Origin of the sequence: Kribbella turkmenica, assembly GCF_004348725.1 — a bacterium.
In the GTDB taxonomy this organism is placed as follows: Bacteria; Actinomycetota; Actinomycetes; order Propionibacteriales; family Kribbellaceae; genus Kribbella; species Kribbella turkmenica.
In genome coordinates, this window is record NZ_SMKR01000008.1 from 46,450 (window position 1) to 68,186 (window position 21,737).

General features: G+C 70.3%; 25 protein-coding genes. 2 read left to right on the top strand and 23 right to left on the bottom strand.

Annotation, left to right across the window (positions count from 1 at the left end):
- Nucleotides 1-119: 119 nt before the first annotated feature.
- The 17 genes from E1218_RS37710 to cobG all read right to left on the bottom strand — a co-directional run bounded on the left by E1218_RS37710 (nt 120) and on the right by cobG (nt 16,208).
- Nucleotides 120-242, bottom strand: coding sequence for a hypothetical protein (locus E1218_RS37710; RefSeq protein WP_267900269.1), 123 nt, complete (start codon nt 240-242; stop codon nt 120-122).
- Between the two features lie 144 nt (nt 243-386).
- The gene (locus E1218_RS03335) at nt 387-1,712 is read right to left on the bottom strand and encodes a metallopeptidase TldD-related protein (protein WP_132316092.1); all 1,326 of its coding nucleotides are present in this window, start codon (nt 1,710-1,712) and stop codon (nt 387-389) included.
- A complete protein-coding gene (locus tag E1218_RS03340; protein WP_132316094.1) occupies nt 1,709-3,178 on the bottom strand; it encodes a TldD/PmbA family protein in 1,470 nt (489 codons plus the stop codon). The genes E1218_RS03335 and E1218_RS03340 overlap by 4 nt, the downstream gene beginning before the upstream one ends.
- Nucleotides 3,179-3,325: 147 nt before the next feature.
- The gene (locus tag E1218_RS03345; RefSeq protein WP_132316096.1) at nt 3,326-3,544 is read right to left on the bottom strand and encodes a hypothetical protein; all 219 of its coding nucleotides are present in this window, start codon (nt 3,542-3,544) and stop codon (nt 3,326-3,328) included.
- Nucleotides 3,541-4,335, bottom strand: a complete 795-nt coding sequence (locus tag E1218_RS03350) for a COG4280 domain-containing protein (protein ID WP_132316098.1) — start codon at nt 4,333-4,335, stop codon at nt 3,541-3,543. The genes E1218_RS03345 and E1218_RS03350 overlap by 4 nt, the downstream gene beginning before the upstream one ends.
- A 156-nt stretch (nt 4,336-4,491) precedes the next feature.
- Nucleotides 4,492-5,463, bottom strand: a complete 972-nt coding sequence (locus E1218_RS03355; RefSeq protein WP_132316100.1) for a threonine/serine dehydratase — start codon at nt 5,461-5,463, stop codon at nt 4,492-4,494.
- 10 nt (nt 5,464-5,473) lie between these two features.
- On the bottom strand, nt 5,474-6,283 hold the full coding sequence (locus tag E1218_RS03360) for an ABC transporter ATP-binding protein (RefSeq protein WP_132316102.1): 810 nt from the start codon (nt 6,281-6,283) through the stop codon (nt 5,474-5,476).
- 10 nt (nt 6,284-6,293) lie between these two features.
- Nucleotides 6,294-7,319 carry a FecCD family ABC transporter permease gene (locus tag E1218_RS03365; RefSeq protein ID WP_132316104.1) on the bottom strand — a complete coding sequence of 342 codons (1,026 nt, stop codon included), beginning with the start codon at nt 7,317-7,319 and terminating at the stop codon, nt 6,294-6,296.
- Between the two features lie 52 nt (nt 7,320-7,371).
- Nucleotides 7,372-8,427, bottom strand: coding sequence for a FecCD family ABC transporter permease (locus E1218_RS03370; protein ID WP_132316106.1), 1,056 nt, complete (start codon nt 8,425-8,427; stop codon nt 7,372-7,374).
- 7 nt (nt 8,428-8,434) lie between these two features.
- Nucleotides 8,435-9,454: an ABC transporter substrate-binding protein gene (locus E1218_RS03375; protein WP_132316108.1), complete on the bottom strand. Its 1,020-nt coding sequence runs from the start codon at nt 9,452-9,454 to the stop codon at nt 8,435-8,437.
- A gap of 28 nt (nt 9,455-9,482) precedes the next feature.
- Nucleotides 9,483-10,565 (bottom strand): cupin domain-containing protein, encoded by a 1,083-nt coding sequence (locus E1218_RS03380; RefSeq protein ID WP_132316110.1) that lies wholly within the window; start codon nt 10,563-10,565, stop codon nt 9,483-9,485.
- A 10-nt stretch (nt 10,566-10,575) separates the two neighbouring features.
- Complete coding sequence (locus E1218_RS03385) at nt 10,576-11,289, bottom strand: SDR family NAD(P)-dependent oxidoreductase (RefSeq protein WP_132316112.1); 714 nt, start codon at nt 11,287-11,289, stop codon at nt 10,576-10,578.
- Nucleotides 11,290-11,388: 99 nt separating this feature from the next.
- Nucleotides 11,389-12,054: a hypothetical protein gene (locus E1218_RS03390; RefSeq protein ID WP_132316114.1), complete on the bottom strand. Its 666-nt coding sequence runs from the start codon at nt 12,052-12,054 to the stop codon at nt 11,389-11,391.
- Between the two features lie 89 nt (nt 12,055-12,143).
- On the bottom strand, nt 12,144-12,851 hold the full coding sequence (locus E1218_RS03395; RefSeq protein ID WP_233711970.1) for a hypothetical protein: 708 nt from the start codon (nt 12,849-12,851) through the stop codon (nt 12,144-12,146).
- A gap of 77 nt (nt 12,852-12,928) precedes the next feature.
- Nucleotides 12,929-14,467 carry a precorrin-2 C(20)-methyltransferase gene (locus E1218_RS03400; RefSeq protein ID WP_132316116.1) on the bottom strand — a complete coding sequence of 513 codons (1,539 nt, stop codon included), beginning with the start codon at nt 14,465-14,467 and terminating at the stop codon, nt 12,929-12,931.
- Nucleotides 14,464-15,099 (bottom strand): precorrin-8X methylmutase, encoded by a 636-nt coding sequence (locus E1218_RS03405; protein ID WP_132316118.1) that lies wholly within the window; start codon nt 15,097-15,099, stop codon nt 14,464-14,466. The genes E1218_RS03400 and E1218_RS03405 overlap by 4 nt, the downstream gene beginning before the upstream one ends.
- On the bottom strand, nt 15,096-16,208 hold the full coding sequence (gene cobG / locus E1218_RS03410) for a precorrin-3B synthase (protein WP_233711971.1): 1,113 nt from the start codon (nt 16,206-16,208) through the stop codon (nt 15,096-15,098). The genes E1218_RS03405 and cobG overlap by 4 nt, the downstream gene beginning before the upstream one ends.
- Before the next feature lie 91 nt (nt 16,209-16,299).
- Between cobG and E1218_RS03415 the strand changes: the two genes are divergently transcribed.
- Nucleotides 16,300-16,800, top strand: coding sequence for a MarR family winged helix-turn-helix transcriptional regulator (locus E1218_RS03415; protein WP_132316122.1), 501 nt, complete (start codon nt 16,300-16,302; stop codon nt 16,798-16,800).
- Nucleotides 16,801-16,931: 131 nt separating this feature from the next.
- Here the strand turns inward: E1218_RS03415 and cobF are convergent, their stop codons facing one another.
- Genes cobF through E1218_RS03445 form a run of 6 tightly spaced genes read right to left on the bottom strand, consistent with a single transcriptional unit; the run spans nt 16,932 to nt 21,245 of the window.
- Complete coding sequence (cobF, locus tag E1218_RS03420) at nt 16,932-17,732, bottom strand: precorrin-6A synthase (deacetylating) (protein WP_132316124.1); 801 nt, start codon at nt 17,730-17,732, stop codon at nt 16,932-16,934.
- Nucleotides 17,733-17,779: 47 nt separating this feature from the next.
- Complete coding sequence (gene frdD / locus E1218_RS03425; RefSeq protein ID WP_132316126.1) at nt 17,780-18,133, bottom strand: fumarate reductase subunit FrdD; 354 nt, start codon at nt 18,131-18,133, stop codon at nt 17,780-17,782.
- Nucleotides 18,130-18,510 (bottom strand): fumarate reductase subunit C, encoded by a 381-nt coding sequence (locus E1218_RS03430; protein ID WP_132316128.1) that lies wholly within the window; start codon nt 18,508-18,510, stop codon nt 18,130-18,132. Before E1218_RS03430 ends, frdD begins: the two co-directional genes overlap by 4 nt.
- The gene (locus E1218_RS03435) at nt 18,507-19,250 is read right to left on the bottom strand and encodes a succinate dehydrogenase/fumarate reductase iron-sulfur subunit (RefSeq protein WP_132316130.1); all 744 of its coding nucleotides are present in this window, start codon (nt 19,248-19,250) and stop codon (nt 18,507-18,509) included. Before E1218_RS03435 ends, E1218_RS03430 begins: the two co-directional genes overlap by 4 nt.
- Before the next feature lie 2 nt (nt 19,251-19,252).
- Nucleotides 19,253-20,992 carry a fumarate reductase (quinol) flavoprotein subunit gene (frdA, locus tag E1218_RS03440; RefSeq protein WP_132316132.1) on the bottom strand — a complete coding sequence of 580 codons (1,740 nt, stop codon included), beginning with the start codon at nt 20,990-20,992 and terminating at the stop codon, nt 19,253-19,255.
- Nucleotides 20,993-21,011: 19 nt separating this feature from the next.
- Nucleotides 21,012-21,245 (bottom strand): hypothetical protein, encoded by a 234-nt coding sequence (locus E1218_RS03445; RefSeq protein WP_132316134.1) that lies wholly within the window; start codon nt 21,243-21,245, stop codon nt 21,012-21,014.
- Nucleotides 21,246-21,369: 124 nt separating this feature from the next.
- On the opposite strand from E1218_RS03445, the gene E1218_RS03450 reads away from it, so the two are divergent.
- Complete coding sequence (locus E1218_RS03450) at nt 21,370-21,735, top strand: DUF861 domain-containing protein (RefSeq protein ID WP_132316136.1); 366 nt, start codon at nt 21,370-21,372, stop codon at nt 21,733-21,735.
- The last annotated feature ends 2 nt before the right edge of the window (nt 21,736-21,737 follow it).

The following is a 21,737-nucleotide window of genomic DNA, read 5'->3' on the forward strand; positions in this document are numbered from 1 at the left end:
GTGGTGTGCACCGCAACTCCTCTGCTCAAGGCGCTCCGAACTCCAACGGCGCCGCTTCCCCGGTGTACTCCGACGCGCGAATCGGGCGGTCACGGCCTGGATGGACGACATCGGCGAGGTTACGCAGCTCCGCCGGGCGGCTCCAGATCGCGAGCTGCCGACACCTCCAGCAGCTTCCGGCGGCGGCCGACATGGCCGAAGCCGAACAGCACCCGGTCGACGCCGCGCTCCACGAGCAGCACGGAGCAGAACGCCGGATTCCCTGGCTCGACGCCAGCGAGCAGTCGTTCGACAGGGGTATGACCGAGGGCATGCGGTCTCCAGAGGAGGTGGAACAGCAGTGCCCCGCGGATCTATGAGCACGCCTCGCGCGGGGCACTGCTGGATCAGGGGAGGACGAGCGGACCGGCGTCGATCAGCAACGACGGCACGACCACGCTGTCCATGAAGGTGGTGTCGCCGCATTCCCGGGTGTTGCCGACGGCAAGAACCGCGTTGAGCACGTCGTCCATCCGGAAGGTGAAGCGGACCTGCGGGTGCCAGGCGACGAGCTCGCCGCTGTCCGCCCAGTAGGTGCCGTCCCGGGTCGTTCCGGTGACCAGGGTCTGCTTCGGGTGCAGCGAGCGCAGGTAGTCGAGCCGGTTCACCACCAGTCCGCTGCCGCACTCGGCGAGCAGGTCCTCGTCGGAGATGTCACCCGGAGCGAGCAGCAGGTTCGACGGACTCGGGTCGCCGCCGAATCGCCAGCCGTCCGGGGCCGCGTGGCCGGTCGGCACGCCGCCGGTGACGGCCGCGCGGCGACGGTCGGAGACGACGCCGGTGAGCACACCACGGTCGATCAGCCGGGTGTGCCGGCGTACGTTGCCCTCGGCATCGAAACCGCTCGGGAGCCCGGCCGCGTCGGCACCGTCGTCGACCAGGGTGATCAGGTCGCTGACGACCTTCTCCCCGAGCTGTCCGGCCACCGCCGACCGCCCGGTGGCGTAGCCGGTCGCGCCGAGGACGAAGTGCCCGTAGGTCGCCATCAGCGTGACGACGGCCTGTGGTCTGAGCAGCACCCGGCAGGGACCGTGGTGCGCCTCGCGGGCGGGCAACGGCGTCAACGCCGCACGGAGCTTCGCCGGGATGTCGTCGACCGGAACCTTGTCCGCGTCCCGGTGCATGTGCCGCACGCTGACCGAGTTGTCCCCCTTCTTGGCGATCGCCTGGATGGCCGCCTTCGTCAGCGTCTCCGCCCGGAACAACCCGTGAGAGTCCGCGACCACACGATCCAGTACGTCGTACCTGATCGCCCCACCCACCGTGGTCGACGAGTCGAGCCCGTCCCGAACGGTCCTGAACCACCGATGCCGATCCCCCGGCCCGGCTTCGAGCACCGAGGTGGCCGCCGCGACCTGTGGTGTCTCCGCGCAGTGATCCACGGGTGCCGGGGAGGTGGCTGCGGGCCCCGGTGGAAGGTCGGCGAGGGCGGCGTCGAGACGGTCGGCCAACGCCTGCACCGCGGCGGGTTCCAGGGTTTCCAGGGAGCCGGCGACGGAGCGGCCGTTGCGGGTGGTGCGGACGCGCACGCGGAGGCGGCGTTCGCTGTGCTGCGCTGTGACCTCGGACTCGGCGAAGCGGAGCAGATCGGCCTGCTCGCCGAGGACGTCGAGCCGGGTGCCGGCGCCGAGAATCTCCAGCGCCCGCTCGACCTGCGACTGTTCGATGCTCATCGCCCCACCTGCACGTTCTGGAAGCGACCGGGGACGGTCCCGTGACCGACGTGGGCGACCTGCAGCGGCTCACCCTTGTTGCAGGACGGGACGCCGTGCACCTTCCACTCGTCCGGTCCACCGAGGGCGTCGAGGCTGGCCCAGAACTGCGGCGTGACACTTTGGTACGTGCAGTTCTTCAGCAGCCGCCCGACCTTGCCGTCGCGGATCTCCCAGCCGACCTCGGTGCCGAAGCGGAAGTTCATCCGCTGGTCGTCGATCGAGAAGCCGCGGTTGGTGTCGACCAGGATGCCGCGCTTGGTGCCGGCGATCATCTCGGCCAGCGACGAGTCGCCGGGCTCCAGGCAGATGTTCGTCATCCGCACCAGCGGCAGCCGCTGCCAGCCGTCGGCCTTGGCCTGGCCGGTCGATTCGAGCCCCAGCGCACCGGCGGACTCGCGACCGGACATGTAGCCGAGGAAGATGCCGTCCTTGACCAGTTGCGTCCGCTGCGCCGGCACGCCCTCGTCGTCGTACCCGAAGGATCCGAGGGCGCCGGGGATGGTGGCGTCGGCGTACGCCGAGACGAGGTCCGAGCCCCAGCGGAAGGTGCCCCGGCGTTCCGGGGTGGCGTAGGTGCCGCCGGCCAGGCTGACCTCGGTGCCGAGGGCCCGGTCGGCCTCCATCGGGTGGCCGGCGCACTCGTGCAGCACCATCGCCAATTGGTTGCTCCCGGCAATCAGTGTGGTGATTTCGTCCGGGCACTGCGGCGCGGACAGCAGGGCGACCGCCTCGGCGGCGATCCGGGCCGCCTCGCGGTCCAGCCCGAGGGAGATCACGTGCTCGTAGCCCGCGGAGGCGAAATCGCCGCGCTGGCCGCGGATCTGCCGCGGCACGCCCTGCGGGAAGGACCGGCGCTGCAGGTCGTCACCGTCGCCGGCGTTGACCATCAGGCCGCCGCCGCTCTCGGTCAGGGTCTGCTCGATCAGCGCGCCCTCGGTGTTCGCGAACACCTTCTCGTCGCGGTAGAAGTCCATCGACGCCTCGATCTGCTGGACCAGCGGACCGGCGGTGGACGCTTCCTTGACGGTGGCGGCGAGCAGGTCGACCTTGCTGGACAGCGGCACCGTGAACGGGTCGACCTGCATCGGTGAGCACCAGGTGTCGCGGGTGGTCACCGGCGAGCCGAGTGAGACCCGGCCGCCGCCTCCGGCCGCGCGGGCCTGGCCGACCGCCTGGGCGACCACCGCGTCGAGCCCGCGCCGGTCCAGCCGGTGGGTGGCGGCGAAACCCCACTGGCCTCCGATCAGCACCCGCAGTCCGAGGCCGGTCGAGTCGTCGTACCCGACCTCGCCGGGGCCGTCGAGCTCGACCAGCACCTGCTCGTGCGTCCGCCGGACGACCCGGACGTCGCCGTACTGCACCTGCGTGGGCAGGAGGCCGAGCACCGCCTCGGCGGTATCGCGCATCGCCGGTGAACCAGACACTTCAGGACCTCCGATACAGAAGGGAACGGGCGCCTCGGTGCAGTACTGTAGCAGATACTACGAGATATTGAGAAGACGTCACGTTTGCTACAAACAACTCCGGCCCCACGCAACGCCGTGGGGCCGGAGGTCAAGCAGGGAAAAGATTCAGCGGCGCTTGGGACGGACGTCGATCGCCAGGCTGATCGCGAACCCGACCACGATCGCGACCCCGCCGAGCAGGGTCAGCGCGGTGTCGCCGAGCGCGCCGGTGGCCATCGCCACCAACGTGACACAGAGTGCGAGCACGACCGCGACGGCGATCTTCCAGTCGTCGCCGATGATGAAGTCGTACCAGAACTGCGCGAAGGCCTTGAGGAACTTCACTTCTTCACCTCCACCGCAACCTCGGGGGCGGTCGCTGCGGACGCCGGCGTCCGCAGCACCGCGACGAAGATCCGGCTGAGCACGAGCCACGCGACCAGCAGGACCAGGATCATCAGGTCGTGACCCGGCCAGTCGATGCTCTCCCGGCCCGCGCGGAAGATGCCCAGACCCTCCACCGCCCAGTAGGTGCCGAACGACGCGAGCAGCAGGCCGACGCCGTACTTGAGCAGGTTCTCGTTGATCATCGACAGCGGGCGGCGCAGGGCGATTGCGACCCCGAGGACGATCACCACGGCCGCGATCGCGCCCATCGCCGCGCCGGGGATGTTGCCCGCGTTCAGGCCGAAGGTCAGCACGATGAACACGACCTCCATGCCTTCGAGGAACACGCCCTTGAAGGACACCATGAAGGCGAACAGATCCAGGCCGGTCTTCGTCTCGCCGGCGGCCTTGGCGGCCGCGACCTCCTCCCGGTAGATCGCGTCCTCGTCGTGGATCGCCTTGCGTCCCGACGATCTGAGGATCGCCTTGCGCAACCACTGCAGGCCGAAGATCAGCAGCAGGCCGCCGATCGCGAGTTGCAGCGCCGACTCCGGCAGCCAGTTCGCCAGTGCGTACCCGGCCGCCACGGTGACCACCGCGAGCGCGCCGAGCGCCGCGAAGGTACCGGCCAGCGCCGACCGCCAGCTCCGGGTGTACCCCATCGCCATCACGATCGTGGTCGCTTCCACCATCTCCACGAAACACGCGACGAACGTCGCGATGATCAACCCCCAGGTTGCCGCATCCATCAGTCACTTCCTCATCTTGGATGAAACATATGCTGCACGAAACGATAGTTACTACGTCACGATGGTGTCAACGGCGTCCACGAACGGCTGCGGACGCCCGGGTGAGGGCATGCGGGAGCACCCGAGGTGGTCGCCTCGGGTGCTCCGGCGCAGGGGTCAGCTCAGCGCGGCCACCAGCGTGCTCGCGGAGATGTTGCCGCCGCAGGACACCACCGCGACGCGTTCGCCTTCCAGCTCGGTACGCCGGGCCCGCGCCGCGGCGAACGCCATCGCGGCGGATCCTTCGATCAACTGGTGCTCGGTGTCGATCACCATCCGCAGCGCGGCGCTGATCGCGTCCTCACTCACCAGCACCCAGTCGTCCACCAGTTCCCGGCACAGGTCGAAGGTGATGCTGCCCGGCTCGACACTGCCCGCCGTACCGTCGGACAACGTGTCCTGCGCGTCGACCAGGACGATCTCGCCGGAGCGCACGGACGCGGCCATCGCGTCGTCGCGGACCGGCGAGGCGCCGTACACGCGGATGCCGGGCAGGTGCCTCTTGAGCACCGCCGCGATCCCGCTGACCAGCCCACCGCCGCCGACCGCGACGACGACAGCGTCGAGCGGCTCGGCCAGTTGCTCGAGGATCTCCACCGCCACCGTGCCCTGCCCGGCGATGACGTCCGGGTCGTTGTACGGCGGCACGTAGGTCAGGTCGTGCTCGGCGGCGTACGCCCGGGCCTTCGGTTCGAGCACGCCGGAATCGTTGCCCTCGGCATGAAGATCGAGGCCGAGCCGGCGGAGCGCGGCGACCTTGCTCGGCGACGCGTTCTCCGGCAGGTAGATCAGCCCGCGGCCGCCGAGGGTCGCCAGCGCGTTGCCGACGCCGAGACCGTGGTTGCCGGTCGAGGCCGTGACCACGCCGCGCTCGCGCTGCTCGTCGGTCAGCGTCAGGATCTTCGCCATCGAACCACGGGCCTTGAACGAGCCGGTGCGCTGGAGGTGCTCGGACTTCACCAGCACCTCCGCCCCGAGCTCGTCGCTGAACGCGCCGAACCGGACGAGCGGCGTCGGCGGCAAGTGCTCGCGCAGCTTCGGTGCGACCTGTTCGGACCGCTCGGCGACTTCCGCTGGGGTCAAGGTCATGCAGTACTCCCTATCCGGCTGCGACCGCGAGCTGGGTCCGGAGCCCGGCGCGCAGTGGGATACACATCGGTTTGCCGCTGACCGGGTGCGGGACGACCTTCGACTCCACCCCGAACACGTCGCGGATGATGTCGCAGGTGAACACATCCTCCGGCGTGCCCTGGGTGACCAGGCTGCCGGACCTCATCACGAACACGTGGTCGGCGTACTCCGCGGCCATGTTGAAGTCGTGCAGCACCATCGCGACCGTCTTGCCCTGCTCCTGGTTGAGCTGGTGCAGCAGGTCGAGCACCTCGAGCTGGTACGCGACGTCCAGGTACGTCGTCGGCTCGTCGAGCAGGATCAGGTCCGTGCCCTGGGCCAGGCACAGCGCGATCCACACCCGCTGGCGCTGGCCGCCGGAGAGCTGATCCACGTGCTGGTGCCGCAGTTCCGCCGTACTGGTGACCTCCATCGCCCACTCGACGGCCTCCTTGTCGGCCGCGCTGGGCACCTTGAGCGAGGCGCGGTGCGGGTGCCGGCCGAACCAGACCAGGTCCTCGACCGAGATCGACTCGGGCGTGACCAGGACCTGCGGCAGGATCGCGAGCAGCCGGGCCACCTCCTTGGTCGGGGTCTCCTGGATCGACTTCCCGTCCAGGATCACACTTCCCTGCTGCGGGGGCAGCAACCGGGCCAGGGCCCGCAGCGCGGTGCTCTTGCCCGAACCGTTGGGACCGATCAGCACGCTGACCTTCCCGTCCGGGATGGTCAGGGTGAGATCCCTGGCGATGACGCGCTGGTCATAGGCGAGCTGGACGCCCTGTGCCTGCAGACGCATGGCGGTTCTCCTACTTTCCGGTCTTCACGAGCAGGTAGAGGAAGTACGGTCCGCCGACGACCGCTGTCACCAGCCCGGCGGGAATCTCGAGCGGCGGGGCGAGGCCGCGGCCGAGCATGTCGGCGAAGATCATCAGCAGGACGCCGAACAGCGCGGCGGCCGGGATCGACGCGACGTGCTTGCCGCCGAACACCCGGCGGGCCATGTGCGGGGCGATCAGGCCGACGAAGCCGATCGTGCCGGACACCGCGACCGCCGCCGCGGCCAGCGCGACCGCGAAGAGGAGCAGCAGCCGCCGGGTCCGCTCGACCGGCTCGCCCAGCCCGGCGGCGAGATCGTCACCGAGCCCGAGGACGTCGAGCCTGCGGCTCCAGACCACGATCAGCGGGACCAGGACGAGCACCCACGGCAGGATCTCCAGCACCGAGCTCATCGACCGGCCGAACAGGCTGCCGGTCAACCAGATCAGTGCCGCGCTGACGTCGAGCGGATTGCGGACGAGCAGGAACCGGATGCCCGCCTCGAAGGCCGCGCTCACCGCGATTCCGACGAGCGCGATCCGGACCGGGGTGGCACCGCGGCGGTAGGCGAGCAGGTAGACCAGCGCGGCGGCCGCCAGACCGCCGGCGAACGCCGCGGGTACGACGGCGACCACCGGCATCCCGGGGATCGCGAGCAGCAACAGCATGCCCGCGAACCCGGCGCCCTTGGTGACCCCGACGACGTCGGGTGCGGCCAGCGGGTTGCGGATCACCCCCTGCATCACCGCGCCGGACACTCCCAGCGCGATCCCGACCAGCCAGGCCAGCAGGACCCGCGGCAGCTGGAACTGCACGACGATCTGCGCGGCCTGGTCGCCGGTGTTGCCGATCACGGCGTTGAACACGTCGGTCATCGACACGTCGGTCGCGCCGACGCTGAGACTGTAGAAGCTCAGCACGACCGCGAGCACGCCGAGCGACCCCATCAGGATTCCGGGATACCGCTGCGCCAACGACGTACGCCGTACATGCTGAGCCACGATCGCCGCACTCATCGCAGTCCTCGCTTCGCTGCGGGCGCCGATGAGCAGGACTCACTGTGCTCGTTCATGAGGTCACCTTCTGTCGACGGGCCAGGTAGACGAAGATCGGCGCTCCGATCAGCGCGGTGACCACACCGGCGGGTACTTCGAACGGCGGTTTGACGTACCGGGACGAGATGTCGGCGTACAGCACCAGCGCGCCACCGCCGATCGAGCACAGCGGCAGCAGCACCGTGTAGCTGGAGCCGACCAGCCGGCGCAGGATGTGCGGCACGACCAGCCCGATGAACGCGACCGGACCGGCCACCGACACGGCCGCGCCGCACAGCACGATCACCAGCGCGGAGCCCGTCATCCGGGTCCGTTCGACGTTCTGGCCGAGACCGCGGGCCATGTCGTCACCGAGGGCCAGCAGATTCAGCGACCGGGCCATCGCGAACGCGCCGATCAACCCCAGCACCAGCCACGGCAGCAGGTTGCGGATGTCCTGCCAGCCGGCGAAGTTCACCCCGCCGACCAGCCAGAACAGCACGCTGTCGGTCGAGTTCTCGTCGAAGATGATCAGCACCTGGGTCAGCGAGATCAGCAGGCTGCTCGCCGTCACGCCGGCCAGCGCGAGCCGGACCGGACTGACCCGGCCCCGGCCGGACCCGGCGAGCAGCATCACCGAGACCCCCGCCGCGGCCGCGCCGCCGAAGGCGAGCAGGATCGTCGGCGCCCCCGACAGCGACGGCACCACGGTGATCGCCAGAACGACGACGAAGACCGCGCCGGCATTCACGCCCATGATCTCCGGCGCAGCCAGCGGGTTCGCGGCGACCGCCTGCATCAGCGCCCCGGCCACCGCCAGGGCGGCGCCGACGCACAGCGCCAGCACCACCCGCGGCAGCCGGATCGACTGGATGATCAGCTCGTCGGGTTCATCGGCCCGGACGATTGCCCCCGGCAACCGGGAGAGCGAGATCTGCTGACTCCCGATCGACAGGCCCCACACCACGCCGGCGACGACCAGGACCAGCAGCGCCAGGCTCACCCAGGTGACCCGCTGCTTGCTGGTGACGATCTTCGGGCGCTGGTGGACGGCCTCCTGGGCCGGCTGGGCCGCAGTGTCCACGGACATGCTCGGGTCACTTCCCGTAGAGGAGCTCGACGGCTTCCTGGGCGACGACCTCGGCGGCGATCAGGCCTCGCGACCGGGACCACTCGTTCGGGTCGACGTCGAAGGTCGTGTTGTTCTTCACCGCCGGGATCTCCCTCCACAGCGGGCTCTTCGCCCAGGTGTCGCGCAGCGTCGGACCCTCGTTCGGGGCGATGAACATGACGTCCGGCTTGGTGGCGACCAGGGTCTCCAGGGTCAGCGAGACCGAGGCCTCCCCGGAGTCGTCCGGCAGCGGCGACCGGATGCCGATGACCTCCAGGACACCCGGGGTGTAGGCCTTGGCCGGGAAGCCGGTGAAGCCCTTGTCCGAGGCGCGCACGAACAGCGCCGTGCGGCTCTCGTCCGCGGGCGCCTTGGCCTTCAGGTCCGCCATCACCTTCGCGTGCTCGGTCAGCCGGGTCTTCATCTCGTCGCACTTGTCCAACGCGATGGCGGTGGACATCTCACTGTCCAGCACCTGCTGGTAGTTGCCGTTCAGACTGGCGAACGCGATCGTCGGCGCGATCTTCGACAGCTGGGCGTAGATCGCCTTGTGCCGGCCGCTGTCGGCGACGATCAGGTCCGGCTTGAGCGCGGTGATCACCTGGATGTTCGGGGTGGCCCGCAGGCCGACCGACTTGTACTCGCCGACCTTGTCGCGCAGGGCGGGGATGATCCGCTCCGGCTGGCCGTCGTCGGCGACCCCGACCGGCGACATGCCCACCGCGACCAGGGCGTCGACGAAGGAGTACTCCAGCGCCACCACCTTGGCCGGGCTGCCGCTGATCGTGGTGGTGCCCAGGTCGTGCTTCACGGTGCGGGCCGGTTTGCCGCACTGGTCGAGGTTGACGTCCGGGCTGACGCCTTCGGCGGCCGCGGCGCGGTCGGCGTTCGGCGCCGCACCGGTCGACGGCGAGGAGGCGGCACCGCAGCCGGCCAGGACGGCCGCGGTGACGGTCAGGGCGAGGACGGCGACAGCACGCCGTACCTTCGTGGCGGAGTGGGACATGGCACGTGCTCCTCGGAATGAAGCTGGGTCATCGGATACCGGCGAGTGCTTGCGCCGGGCCGGGGACGTCGGGACGGTCGTCCGGACCGGGACCGTCGTACAGGTTCCAGGGCGCCAGTTGGTAGCTGTTCGCACACGGCAGGCCCGGGGTGAGGCGGTACGTGCCAGTGGTCAGATCGACCAGGCTGGACACGATGGTGGCGTAGCGGTCGAGCTCGTGCCGGCGCGGGTCGACGTGCTGGCAGACGGCGTCGGGGTGGCCGAAGTGGTCGCTCATCGTGTCCTGCACGATCTTCGCGACCGCCTCGTCGGAGGTACCGTCGCGGCGGACCCGGTGGAGGCCCTCCTCGACGCGCGGCACCCGGTAGAGCGAGTCCACCGAGAACGGCTGATAGCTGTCCTCGATTTGTGGGGGGACGAAGGCCTGGAAGTGGTTGCCGTGCACCAGCAACCCGTCGGTCGGGTACATCCAGGCGTTCCGCCCGGGGGTGGTCTCGACGTCGATGGCGACACCGTCCCGGTGGGTGAGCAGAAGATTGCTGGACAGCGACTGCCGGGCGCCGAAGATCGCCTTCAGGGCCTCGTGGAAGTCCCAGCTCTCCAGCACCTTGCGGCGGACGAACGCGCCGGGAACACCGAGCCCGGTGCCGAAACCGGCGCCGAGGCCGTTCGCGCCGTAGTGGTCCCGGCAGAGCTGGATCTTGGTGAAGGTGTCCTCGTACCCGGTCTGGTTGCCGTCGTCGTCGACGTAGATCATCGCGCCGGAGATGTTGAAGAACGTGATCATCTCGGTGCAGTCCTCCGGCACCCGCAGGGTGTGGATCTCCCCCGGCGGCTCGTACACGAACGATCCGGTCTCGGCCACCCAGTCGTGCTCGTCGTACTGCCACTTGCCCTTGATCACGTAGCCGAACACCGCGCTCGGGTGGCGATGCCGGGACACGATGCCGGACCGGGTCACCTTGAGCAGGTTGCACCACTGCCCGGTGATCGTGTTCAGCATCAGCGGCCGGAACCACACGTCCGGCGCCTGCGGCACCCACAACCGGTCGTCCTCGGGGACCGCCGGTACGGCGATCTCCGCGGGCACTCCTGCCGAAACCGGGATCATCGAAGCTCCTTCACATGCTCTGGTAGCCGCCGTCCACGGGCAGGACGGCGCCGGTGACGAACCCGGCGTCCGGGCCGGCCAGGAAGGCGATCGCACCGGCGACCTCCTCGGCCGTGCCCCAGCGGGCCATCGGTGTACGGGACAGGATCCGGCCGGCGGCGACCGGATCGGCTTGCAGCGCGGCCGTGAGCTCGGTGGCGATCCAGCCGGGCGCGACCGCGTTCACCCGGATGCCGTCGGCCGCCCAGGCGACCGCGAGCGACTTGGTGAGCTGGACGACGCCGCCCTTGCTGGCGCTGTAGGCCGGGACGAGCGGACCACCGAAGTAGCTCAGCATCGAGGCCAGGTTGACGACGCAGCCGCGGCTGGCGGCGAGCAGGTCGTGCGCCGCCTCGGCCGCGCGCATCGCGCCGGTCAGGCTGATCTCGACGACCTCCCGGAACACCTCGGTCCGGTGCTCGTCGCCCCGCCGGATGACGCCGGCGGCGTTCACCAGGACGTCGAGGCGGTCGAGCGAGCCGATCAGGTCCTCGAGGGCGTTCGGTTCCCGGAGGTCGAGCTCGTGCACCCGTGCGGACCGCCTGAGCTCGGGTGCGGCGGTCGAGGAGCCCAGGCCGGCCGCGACCACCGAAGCGCCGTCGGTGACGAGCCGGAGGGCGGTGGCCGCGCCGATACCGCTCGTACCTCCGACGACGAGCGCGGTCCGGCCGGGGTCCGGAGTCATGTCCGGCATCCTGCACCGGCGGACGGGTCAGGACAACGAGAACCCGGACGGCGGATAGGGGTCATCCGTCGTCCGGGTCTGGGGAGGGGTCCCGTCCGATCAGACGGTGTGGTCGCCGCTGGTGTCGATGCGGCGGTGGTAGCGCTGCCCCGCCTTGCCGCCGGCCACGGCCGCGAGCAGCGTGATCAGCAGAGCCAGGCCGATCGCGATCAGCCCACCGGCGGTGAGGGTCTCGTCGGCAAGCGGGACCGACGGCAGTTCCACCCGGGTCAGGACGTCGTACTGCGAGCCGGCCAGCGCGGCGATCGCCGCGACCACCAGCGTCACCAGTACGCCGATCATCCAGACGCCGAAGCCCTGCCGCCCACCGTCGAAGCGGGCGAGCCGGCCGGCGACGTACCCGCCGTTGTAGTAGGCGATCGCCAAAATGAGCAGCAGGGCCGCGCTGGACACGATGCCGATCGTGCCCGCCTCCGCCTCGGCCGCGTTCCAGTCGATCGTCACCGCGTAGTCGACCGCTGCCGCCACCGCGCCGACGATCCCGGTGAGCAGCGCGATCAGGCCGACCGCGACCAGCCAGCCGAAGAACGCGGCCCCGCCTTTGAAGCCGCGGTACGCCGGGTCCACCTCGTCGGCGACCGAGGTCTTCACGCGGGCCCGGTGCAGCGGCCGGGTGATCCGCCGGTTGGTCGTGTCCGGCTCGTCGGCGGTGGTGCTGCCGTCGAGCCGCTGTGTGTCTGTGTCGTCCCGGTACTGCTGGACCATGTCAGTTCTCCTCACGAGACAGCCCCCGTGTCGTTTCTCCGGTACCCGAAGGGACGGCTGGCTATGCGTGGGGAGGCGGTGACCGACGGTCAGTCGAGCAGGCGGTCGATCTTGTCGTGGTAGCGCCGGCCGGCCATCCCGCCGACGATCGAGAACAGCAGGGTGAGGACGACCAGGGCGGCGGCCGCGACGATGCCACCCGTGGTGATCGTGTCGGTCGCCAGTGGCACGTCCGGCCGGTTCACCTCGTCGACCAGGTCGTACTGGTTGTTCAGCAGCGCGGCGACACCGGCCGCGAGCACGGAGAACAGGAAAGCGAACATCCACACGCCGAAGCCGTTGCGGCCCCCGTCGAAGCGGGCCAGCCGTCCGGCGACGTACCCGCCGAAGTAGAAGGCCAGGGTCAGCGTGAGTACGGCGACCGCCGCGGCGGTGATGCCCGCGGCGCCGGGCTGGGCCTCGGCGTCGGCCCGGGTGTAGTCCAGGATCTCCGCCGTACCGAGGGCCGCGGCCGCGACGGCGAGCGAGAGGACGACGAACATGGCCATCGAGATCAGCCAGCCGAAGAACGCGGCGCCGAACTTGAAGCCGCGGTAGGCCAGCAGGTCCGGGTCGACCTCGGGCTGGACGGGGGCGGGCGGCTGGTCCGGGATGATCGTGACGTTGCTCATCGCCCGGTGCGCCGCCGCCCGCGCCTCCTCGTACCGCTGGGTGCTGGTCGTGTCGGCGTCGTCAGGCACCTGCATGGTGGTGACAGGCTGCGTCGCGGTGGCGGTGTCGCCGTACTGCTGGACCATTCCGCTTCTCCTCACTGGTCAGCTCCGCGCGGTCCCTACCCGCCCGGCTGGTGTTCGACACGGTTGGGGGCAGGGATTTAACCGGCCTCTGGCGCAGGATCACCGACCGTTACCGGATAGCGGCGCGGAGTGAACACCAGGGGCCCGGCCGGCCGGGGCACGGTGCGGGTCTGCGACGAGCCGATCACCAAGAGGCAGCGCATGTCAACCGTCTCCGGCGCCAGCTCGCCGAGCGTTGTGACGGTAATCGCTTCCTCCGGCCCGCCCACGTCGCGGCCGACGACGACCGGCGTACCGGGGGAGCGGTGCTCGAGCAACAGGTCCCGGGTGGCGGCGACCTGCCACGTGCGGGACTTCGAGGCCGGGTTGTAGATCGCGATCGCCAGGTCGGCCGCGGCGGCCGCGGACAGCCGCTTCGCGATCACGTCCCACGGCTTGAGCCGGTCCGACAGCGACAGGACGCAGTAGTCGTGGCCGAGCGGTGCTCCGACGCGGCTGGCGACCGCCTGGGCCGCGGTCATCCCGGGCAGCACGCGAACGGCGATGTCGGCGTACTCGGGCTCGGACGCGACCTCGGTGACCGCGCTGGCCATCGCGAACACGCCCGGGTCGCCCGACGACACCACGACGACGCGGGAGCCCTTCCGGGCGAGGTCGAGGGCGAACGCGGCCCGCTCGGACTCGACCCGGTTGTCCGAGCCGTGCTTGCGCTGCCGCGCCCGGTCCGGCAGCCGGTCGACGTACGGACCGTAGCCGATCAGGTCGTCGGCACTCGCGATCGCGGCCCGGACCTCGGGCGTCATCCACTCCGGTCCGGCCGGCCCGAGGCCGACGACGGTGACCGAGCCCTCCGCTTCGGTCCGGGGCGCCGGCACGGTGAACGTGGTGTTGATCGGGCTGGGGAGCAGTGCGAGCGAGAAGTACGGGACCTCGTCCGGATCCACCTCGGTCAGCGGAGCCGTCCGCTGCGTGTCGGTCGTCGCGCGTTCGACGTACCAGGCCTCGTCCGCTCGCCCGGCGAGCTCGAACGCCTCCCGCACTCCTGCGAACGTCCGCCCGAGCTTCATCACCGCGGCCGCGTCCGTGTGCCGCAGCCGGTCCGCGAGCACGTCGGGCGGCAGCGTGCCGGGCAGCACGGTCAGGATCTCGTCCCGCTCGCACAGCGGCCGGCCCAGTACGGCGGCCGCCGCGCTGACCGACGTGACACCGGGGACCACCTCACACGGGTACCGGTCCGCCAGCCGCTTGTGCATGTGCATGTAGGACCCGTAGAACAGCGGATCGCCTTCGGCCAGGACGACGACGTCCCGGCCGGCGTCGAGATGCGCTGCGAGCCGGGCGGCGCAGTCGGTGTAGAAATCGTCCATCGCGCCCTGGTAGCCGCCGGGGTGGTCGGTCGTCTCCGTGGTCAGCGGGTAGACCAGGTGCTCCTCGACCTGCCCCTCGGTCAGGTACGGTGCCGCGACCGAGCGGGCGATGCTGCGGCCGTGCCGGGCGCTGTGGAACGCGATCACGTCCGCCGCGCCGATCAGCCGGGCCGCCTTGACCGTCACCAGTTCCGGGTCGCCGGGGCCGAGACCGACTCCCCACAGCCGCCCGGTCGTCCGCGCGGTCACTCGGCCTCGCTCGCGATCGCGTTGACGGCGGCCGCAGTGATCGCGCTGCCGCCGCGGCGGCCCTGGACGACCAGATACTCCAGGCCGAGGGCGTTCGCCGCCAGTGCGTCCTTGGACTCGGCCGCGCCGATGAACCCGACCGGGATGCCGAGGATCGCGGCCGGCCGCGGTGCGCCCCCGGCGATCACCTCCAGCAGCCGGAAGAGCGTGGTCGGCGCATTGCCGATGGCAACCACCGAACCTTCGAGGTGGTCGTGCCACAGGTCGACGGCGGCGGCGCTGCGCGTGGTCCGCAGGCGTTCCGCGAGCGCGGCGGTCCGCGGATCCGGCAACGTGCAGATCACCTGGTTGTCCGCGGGCAGGCGCTTGCGGGTGACGCCGGAGGCCACCATCTGCGCGTCACACAGGATCGGCGCTCCGTCCTGCAGCGCGGCGCGCGCGGTCTTCACCACGGCCGGGGAGTACCGGAGGTCCGCGACCAGATCGGTCATGCCGCAGGCGTGGATCATCCGTACGGCGACCTGCGCGACGTCGGCCGGAAGACTCGCGAGGCCGGCCGCGGCCTCGGCCCGGATCGTCGCGAACGAACGCCGGTAGATCTCGGCGCCGTCCTTCACGTACTCGTGGTTCACCGCAACCCCATCCGCTCGCCGTCGATCACATACCCGTTGCCCACGGCAAGCACATCGACGAACTCGCCGGCCGGCTTCCCGCACCGGCGGTCGCACCCGGACCAGTGCACCGGCTGTCCGTGCCTGGGCAGCCGGGGTGTCACCCGCCGTGCGTCCGCCCGGACGTCCGCCAGCGCCTGCGCGCACCCGGGCCGACCCGCACACGCTGTCACACCGTTCCAGGGCGAGTCCGGCTTTGTGACCAACCCAACCCCGTCCAGCCGCTCGGCCGGGTCGGACCGCACGCGCAGGACCATCGACCGCCACGGCGTGAGCCGGATCTCGTCGGCGACGTCCGCGACGACAGCTGCCTGCTCCTGGCCGAGACTGCCCAGCGGGACGGTCACCACCAGCGCATCGTCCCCGTGCCGGCCGGCGTCGACGGTCGTCGTTGCGGTCGGCACCTCCACGGTCGGCTCCAGTCCGAGCCGGTCGAGGATCCGCGCCTCGCCGTCCGGGACCTCCGCGATCCGCCACTCTTGCCCGGAGCGGACCTTCAGGAACGCCTTGGCCGCCGCGATCATCACGTCGGCCGCGTCGCTCCACGTCACCCGCACGCCCGACGAGCCCAGCGTCAGGACCGCCTCGCGATCGTCCAGCGCCCGGACCAGCACGTCCGCCCGCACGCCGGCCAGATCACCCCGTCCGTCGTCCAGCGCGAACAGGAACCGCCCGGGCAGCTCCGCGAGCTTCCGGCGGGCGCACAGGGCATGGTCGACCGCGGTGGCCACCGGCAGAACGTCGTACCGGCTGTCGCTGTCCAGTCCGGACAGTGGTGACGCGAGGATGTTCCGCACGCGATCGTGGGTGATCGAGGGCAGGAGTCCCGCGTCGTACAGCCGCTGTGACAGCTCCCGCGGTCCGTCCCCTGTGAGTCCCCTGACCTGAACGTTCCCGCGCGAAGTCAGCTCCAGCCGCCCGTCCCCGAGCTCGTCGGCCGCCTGCCGCAGTACGTCGAACTGCGCCACCGTCAGCAGCCCACCCGGCAGCCGCACCCGAGCCAGCCCGCCGTCGGCCGCCTTGTGCACCGCCAGCACGCCGGGGCATCGGTCCGTCTCAGTCCTGACCACAGCCGAGATGCTACGGCCCAGTCTCGCGAACGGCAGAATCATCTGTTTCGGGATCGTCTGCCGAGGGATGATCTCGCGCTACGCTCGGCGCATGGCGAAGACTCCTGCGCGGACCGTTCCTGATCTCACCGGGTACCTGACGCACGCCGGGCACGTGCTCGAGACGCAGCTGTCCGCCGCCCTGGCCGAGGTCGGGCTGACACCGCGGATGCAGTGCGTGCTGCGGCACGCGCTGGACTCGGAGCGAACGCAGATCCAGATCGCCGAGCTGGCCTACATGGACAAGACCACGATGGTCGTCACCGTCGACGCGCTCGAGAAGGCCGGGTACGCCGAACGCAAACCGTCGGCCACCGACCGCCGGGCCCGGTTCATCGCCGTCACCGAGGCCGGTGCGAAGATCGCGCACAAAGGCCAGCGGATCGTCGACCGGGTGCACGCCGAGGCCCTCGACGCGCTCGCCGCCGCGCAGCGAGAACCGTTCGTGGACGCCCTCGCCGAGCTCGTCGGCGGCCACCTGTCCACCCCGGTCGAGGCGCAGCCGGTACGCCGGGGCCGCCAGCGCACCTCGCTCCGTACCGCTGGGAGGTGATGGGTGCGCACGGTGCTGTCCGCGCCGCGTCACACGATCAGTTGCTGCCGGCCCAGCGACGGCACTGGTGCTCGGCGGTGAGGTTGACTCGTACGCGTAGACCGGACCTTGTGGCCCGAAGGTCAGTCGGGCTACTCCTTCGGCCGAGGTCGGAGCCCCGCCGGAGGCGGCTGGTCGGTCTTCCTGCGCAGCAGATAGGTGTCCATGATCCAGCCCTTGCGGTCACGGGCCTCGGCGCGGACCTTCTCGATCTCGGCGGCTACCTCGCGCAGCGGACCCGAGATCAGGATCTCGTCCGGTGTCCCCAGGTAAGCGCCCCAGTAGATGTCCGCGTCCTGGTCGAGGTGTTCCGTGAACGCCGTCTGCGCGTCGAGCATCACGACCACGTCGTCAACGTCGTCCGGCCACCCCTTCGCCAGCCGGCGACCGGTGGTGATCTGCACCGGGCGACCGACCTGGTTGAGACCGACCCGGTGCCGCGCCGCCAGCGTCGACACGCTGCTGATCCCCGGGATCACCTCGACCTCGAACGACAACTCACCCCGGGCCAGGATGTCGTCCAGGATCGCCAGTGTGCTGTCGTACAGCGCCGGGTCACCCCAGACCAGGAACGCCCCCACCTGGTCCTCACCCAGCTCCGACACGATCAGGTCCGCGCACACGTCCGCGCGGCGGCGACGCCAGTCGCCGACGGCTTCGACGTAGGCGCCGGCGGTGCGGTCGCGCTCGGGATCGCGGCCGACGACGACCCGGTGATCCTTGTCCTTCGCGTACCGGCGGAGGATCTCGGCGCGCAGGTCGACGAGTTCCTGCTTGACCTCGCCCTTGTCCAGCACGAAGAACACGTCGACCCGGTTCAGCGCCGACACGGCCTGCATCGTCACCTGCTCCGGGTCGCCCGCACCGACGCCGATCACCACGATCTCCCGCATGCGGCCGACCCTACGTCAGGCTCGATCGGCGCCGGATCGGCGGCTGATCACAGCCTGATCAGCAGGACGGCCGCGATCACCGTGCCGACGACCGCGCCGCCGTAGCACAGCACCACGATCGGAGCGCCGTACCGCTTCAGCTGCAGCCCGTCGTACAGCGTGAACCGGAAGCGGTGCGCCCAGTGGAAGAGCGCCAGCGCGCACAGCCCGAACAGCACCAGCCGCGTGATCGGATTCCGCAGTACGGCGAACAGGTGCGAGTGGTCCGGCGGCGACAGCAGGCCGAGCGGGAACGCGATCCCGAACAGGAACAGCAGGATCGGGATCATCAGCGCGGCGACCATGCCGCCGGAGCTGAACAGCATCCAGAGCAGCGGCTCGGGCCCCGGCCGGCGGTTCATCGCAGGACCAGCCACGCGACGACCGCCGAGAGCACCAGCCAGGCCAGGTAGTGCGCGGCGACGACCTGGACGGGCGGCAGCCGGCGCCCGCGGACCCGGATCACCATCGCCCGCGGCGCCAGCCCGAACCATGTGATCGCGTGCAGCAGGACGAACAGCATCGCGAGCACGTTGACCGCGACCACCCACCGCCGTCCGCTCCAGTCGAGGAACTCCTGGTACGACGCCGCACCGTCGCTCACCGCGTTCACCAGCAGGAGCAGGTAGACCACGAACCACGCGACGAACACCGCACTCAGCTCACGCAGCACGAACAGCAGGTAGGACCGGCGCTCGAGCCACCAGAACAGCGCGAGCGGCCGCTGGTAGGTGCTCATCGCCGGCTCCGCGGCATCAGCAGGTCCTTGATCGACCGGGTCGCCGCGGTCAGCTTGTACCGCTGGATCGCCCCCGCCGGGTCGACCCCCTTCGGGCACGCCGCGCTGCACTCGCCGACGAACGTGCACGCCCAGATCCCCTCCGGCGACGACAGCACGGCGCGACGCTCCTCGGCGCCCTCGTCCCGCGAGTCGAGGTTGTACCGCTGCGCCAGCGCGATCGCGGCCGGCCCGATGAAGTCCGGCTCCAGGCTGTACACCGGGCAGGCCGAGTAACACAGCATGCAGTTGATGCACATGCTGAACTGCTGGTACTCGTCCAGCTCCTGCGGTGTCTGCAGGTACTCGCCCTCCTCGACCGGGCTGTGCACGTCCCGGATGATCCACGGCTTGACCTCGGGGAGCTTGGTCATGAAGTCGTCGATGTCGATCACCAGGTCGCGGATCACCGGGAAGTTGCGCAGCGGCTCGACCCGCACCGGCCCGGGTGCGTAGTCGGTGAGGAAGGTCGCACAACTCAGCTGCGGCTCGCCGTTCACGGTCATCCCGCAGCTGCCGCAGATGCCCATCCGGCACGACCACCGGAACGACAACGTGCCGTCGAGCTGGTCCTTGACGTACGTCAGCCCGTCGAGGACCGCCCAGTGCTCGCGCAGCGGCACCTGGAACGACTCCATCACCGGCTCGGACTCCAGCTCGGGCCGGTAACGCGCGACCTCGAGAGTGATCTCGTCCGCCATCCCTACCTCCCGTACACCCGTTCTCCGGGCGGCCAGCGGGTGATCGTCACCGGCAGGTACGTGACCCGGCTGGTTCCGTCCGGCTGCCGCCGTACCAGCGAGTGCGCCAGGAACCGCTCGTCGTCGCGGGCCGGGAAGTCGGTGCGCTGGTGGGCGCCGCGCGACTCCTCCCGGCGGTGCGCGCAGGCGATGATGCTCTCGGCAACGTCCAGCATGAATCCGAGCTCCAGCAGGGCGATCAGCTCGGTGTTGAACCTCGTGCTGTGGTCGTCGATCGCCGCGTGCGTGTACCGCGACCGCAGTTCCTCCAGCTGCTCGGCCGCCTTCGCGAGCGAGTCGCCGTCGCGGTAGATCCCGGCGCCGTTCTCCATCGTGGCCTGCATCTCGGTGCGGATGTCCGCGATCCGCTCGTGCCCCTCGGAGTGCCGGGTCAGGTCCTCGGTCAACCGCCGTACCTCGTCCCGCCCCTGCGCCTCGATCGCCGGCGGTACGGCGTGGCGGTACCGGCCGGCGTGCACGGCCGCGGCGCGGCCGGCGCGGTTGCCGAAGACCAGGCACTCGGGCAACGAGTTCGAGCCCAGCCGGTTGGCGCCGTTGATGCTCACGCAGGCCACCTCGCCCGCGGCGTACAGGCCCTCGAGCGAGGTCTCGCCGCGGATGCCGGTGTGGATGCCGCCCATCATGTAGTGGACCACCGGGCGGACCGGCACGAGTTCCTTGACCGGGTCGATGTTCTGGTACTTCGAGCACAGCTCCCGGACGAACGGCAGCTTGGCGTCGATCAGCTTCGCGCCCAGGTGCCGCAGGTCCAGGTTCACGATCGGGCCGTACGGCGTGTCGATCGTGCGGCCCTTGTCCAGCTCGTGCACGAACGCCTGCGACAACCGGTCCCGTGGCCCGAGTTCCATGCTCCGCAGCACCGGGGTCGGCGACGGTGTGCCGAGGTCGTAGTCCTGCAGGTAGCGGTAACCGTCCTTGTTCAGCAGCCAGCCGCCCTCGGCCCGGGCCGCCTCGGTGATCAGGATGCCGGTGAACGGCAGGCCGGTCGGGTGGTACTGGACGAACTCCATGTCCTTCAGCGCGGCGCCGGCCCGGTAGGCGAGTGCCATCCCGTCACCGGTCTTGATGTTGGCGTTCGTGGTGAACGGGTAGACCCGGCCGCAGCCGCCGGTGCAGACGATTACCGCGCCCGCCGTGATGGTCTCGATCCGCCCGGTGGACAGCTCGATAGCGACCACGCCGTACGCGCGGCCGTCGTCGACCAGGATCTTCGTCACGTACCACTCGTCGTACCGGACGATGTCAGAGTACGAGAGTGCGGTCTGGAAGAGCGTGTGCAGCAGGTGGAACCCGGTCCGGTCGGCCGCGAACCAGGTGCGCCTGTTCTTCATCCCGCCGAACGCCCGGACGGCGATCCGGCCGTCCGGTTGCCGGCTCCACGGGCAGCCCCAGTGCTCGAGCCGCAGCAGTTCCCGCGGTGCCTCGGCGACGAACGCCTCGACCGCGTCCTGGTCGCACAGCCAGTCGCTGCCGGACACCGTGTCGTACGCGTGCTCGTCCAGCGTGTCGTCGTCAGCGGCAACGGCCGCCGCACCACCCTCGGCGGACACGGTGTGGCTGCGCATCGGGTAGACCTTCGAGATCACCGCCACCCGCAACGCCGGATTGGTCTCGGCCACCGCGATCGCGGCCCGCAGCCCCGCGCCGCCTCCACCGATCACCACCACATCGTGAAAGCTCATGCGTCACCGCCCGCCCCGTTCAGGCTTCGTGGTCACCGCTGTGCTCGTCGAGCAGGATCTTCCCGTCGTGCCGCACGGTCTGGATCCGCACACTTCCGTCGTGGAACTCGTGCCGGATCCGGCGGCACCCGCACGCGTAGTGCACGTCGTCCATGCGGAAGCCCTCGAAGTCGTCCTCCTGACTCCGGTCCGCGTCCCCGAGCCGCCCGCACGGCGCCCGCTCCCCGGTCAGGTGCGTCCTCGTCCCGGTCATTACCCACCTCCCACCGCCGCGAGTAGTTTGTGACTCACATCACACTTCGATAGTGCGCCTACCCCCGACTCACGGCAACACCTCGACTGGACCTCAACACGACTTGAGTTCCTAGGGTCGCGGTATGAGAGTTCGGAAGCTGACGAGTGCCGACCGAGACTGGATCGCGGTGGGCGACCAGCAGATCTTCGTGAACGACCTGATCGACGAGGCCGGTGCGCCGGACGCCCGGATGACCGTCGGGTTCGCCCGGGTCGGGAAGGGCGAGTCGATGGACATCTCGTTCCCGTACGACGAGGTGCTGGTCATCACGTCCGGCAGCTACGCCGTCCGGACGGAGGACGGTGAGGTCCTGACCGCGGGCCCGGGGGAGGTGATCTACCTGCCGGGCGGGTCCTCGAACGCGTCCTGGGCGAACGAGGACACCACCATGGTGTACGTGGCGAACCCGCCCGACGTGTACGCCGAGCACGTGCGGGCCGCCGGGTAGGC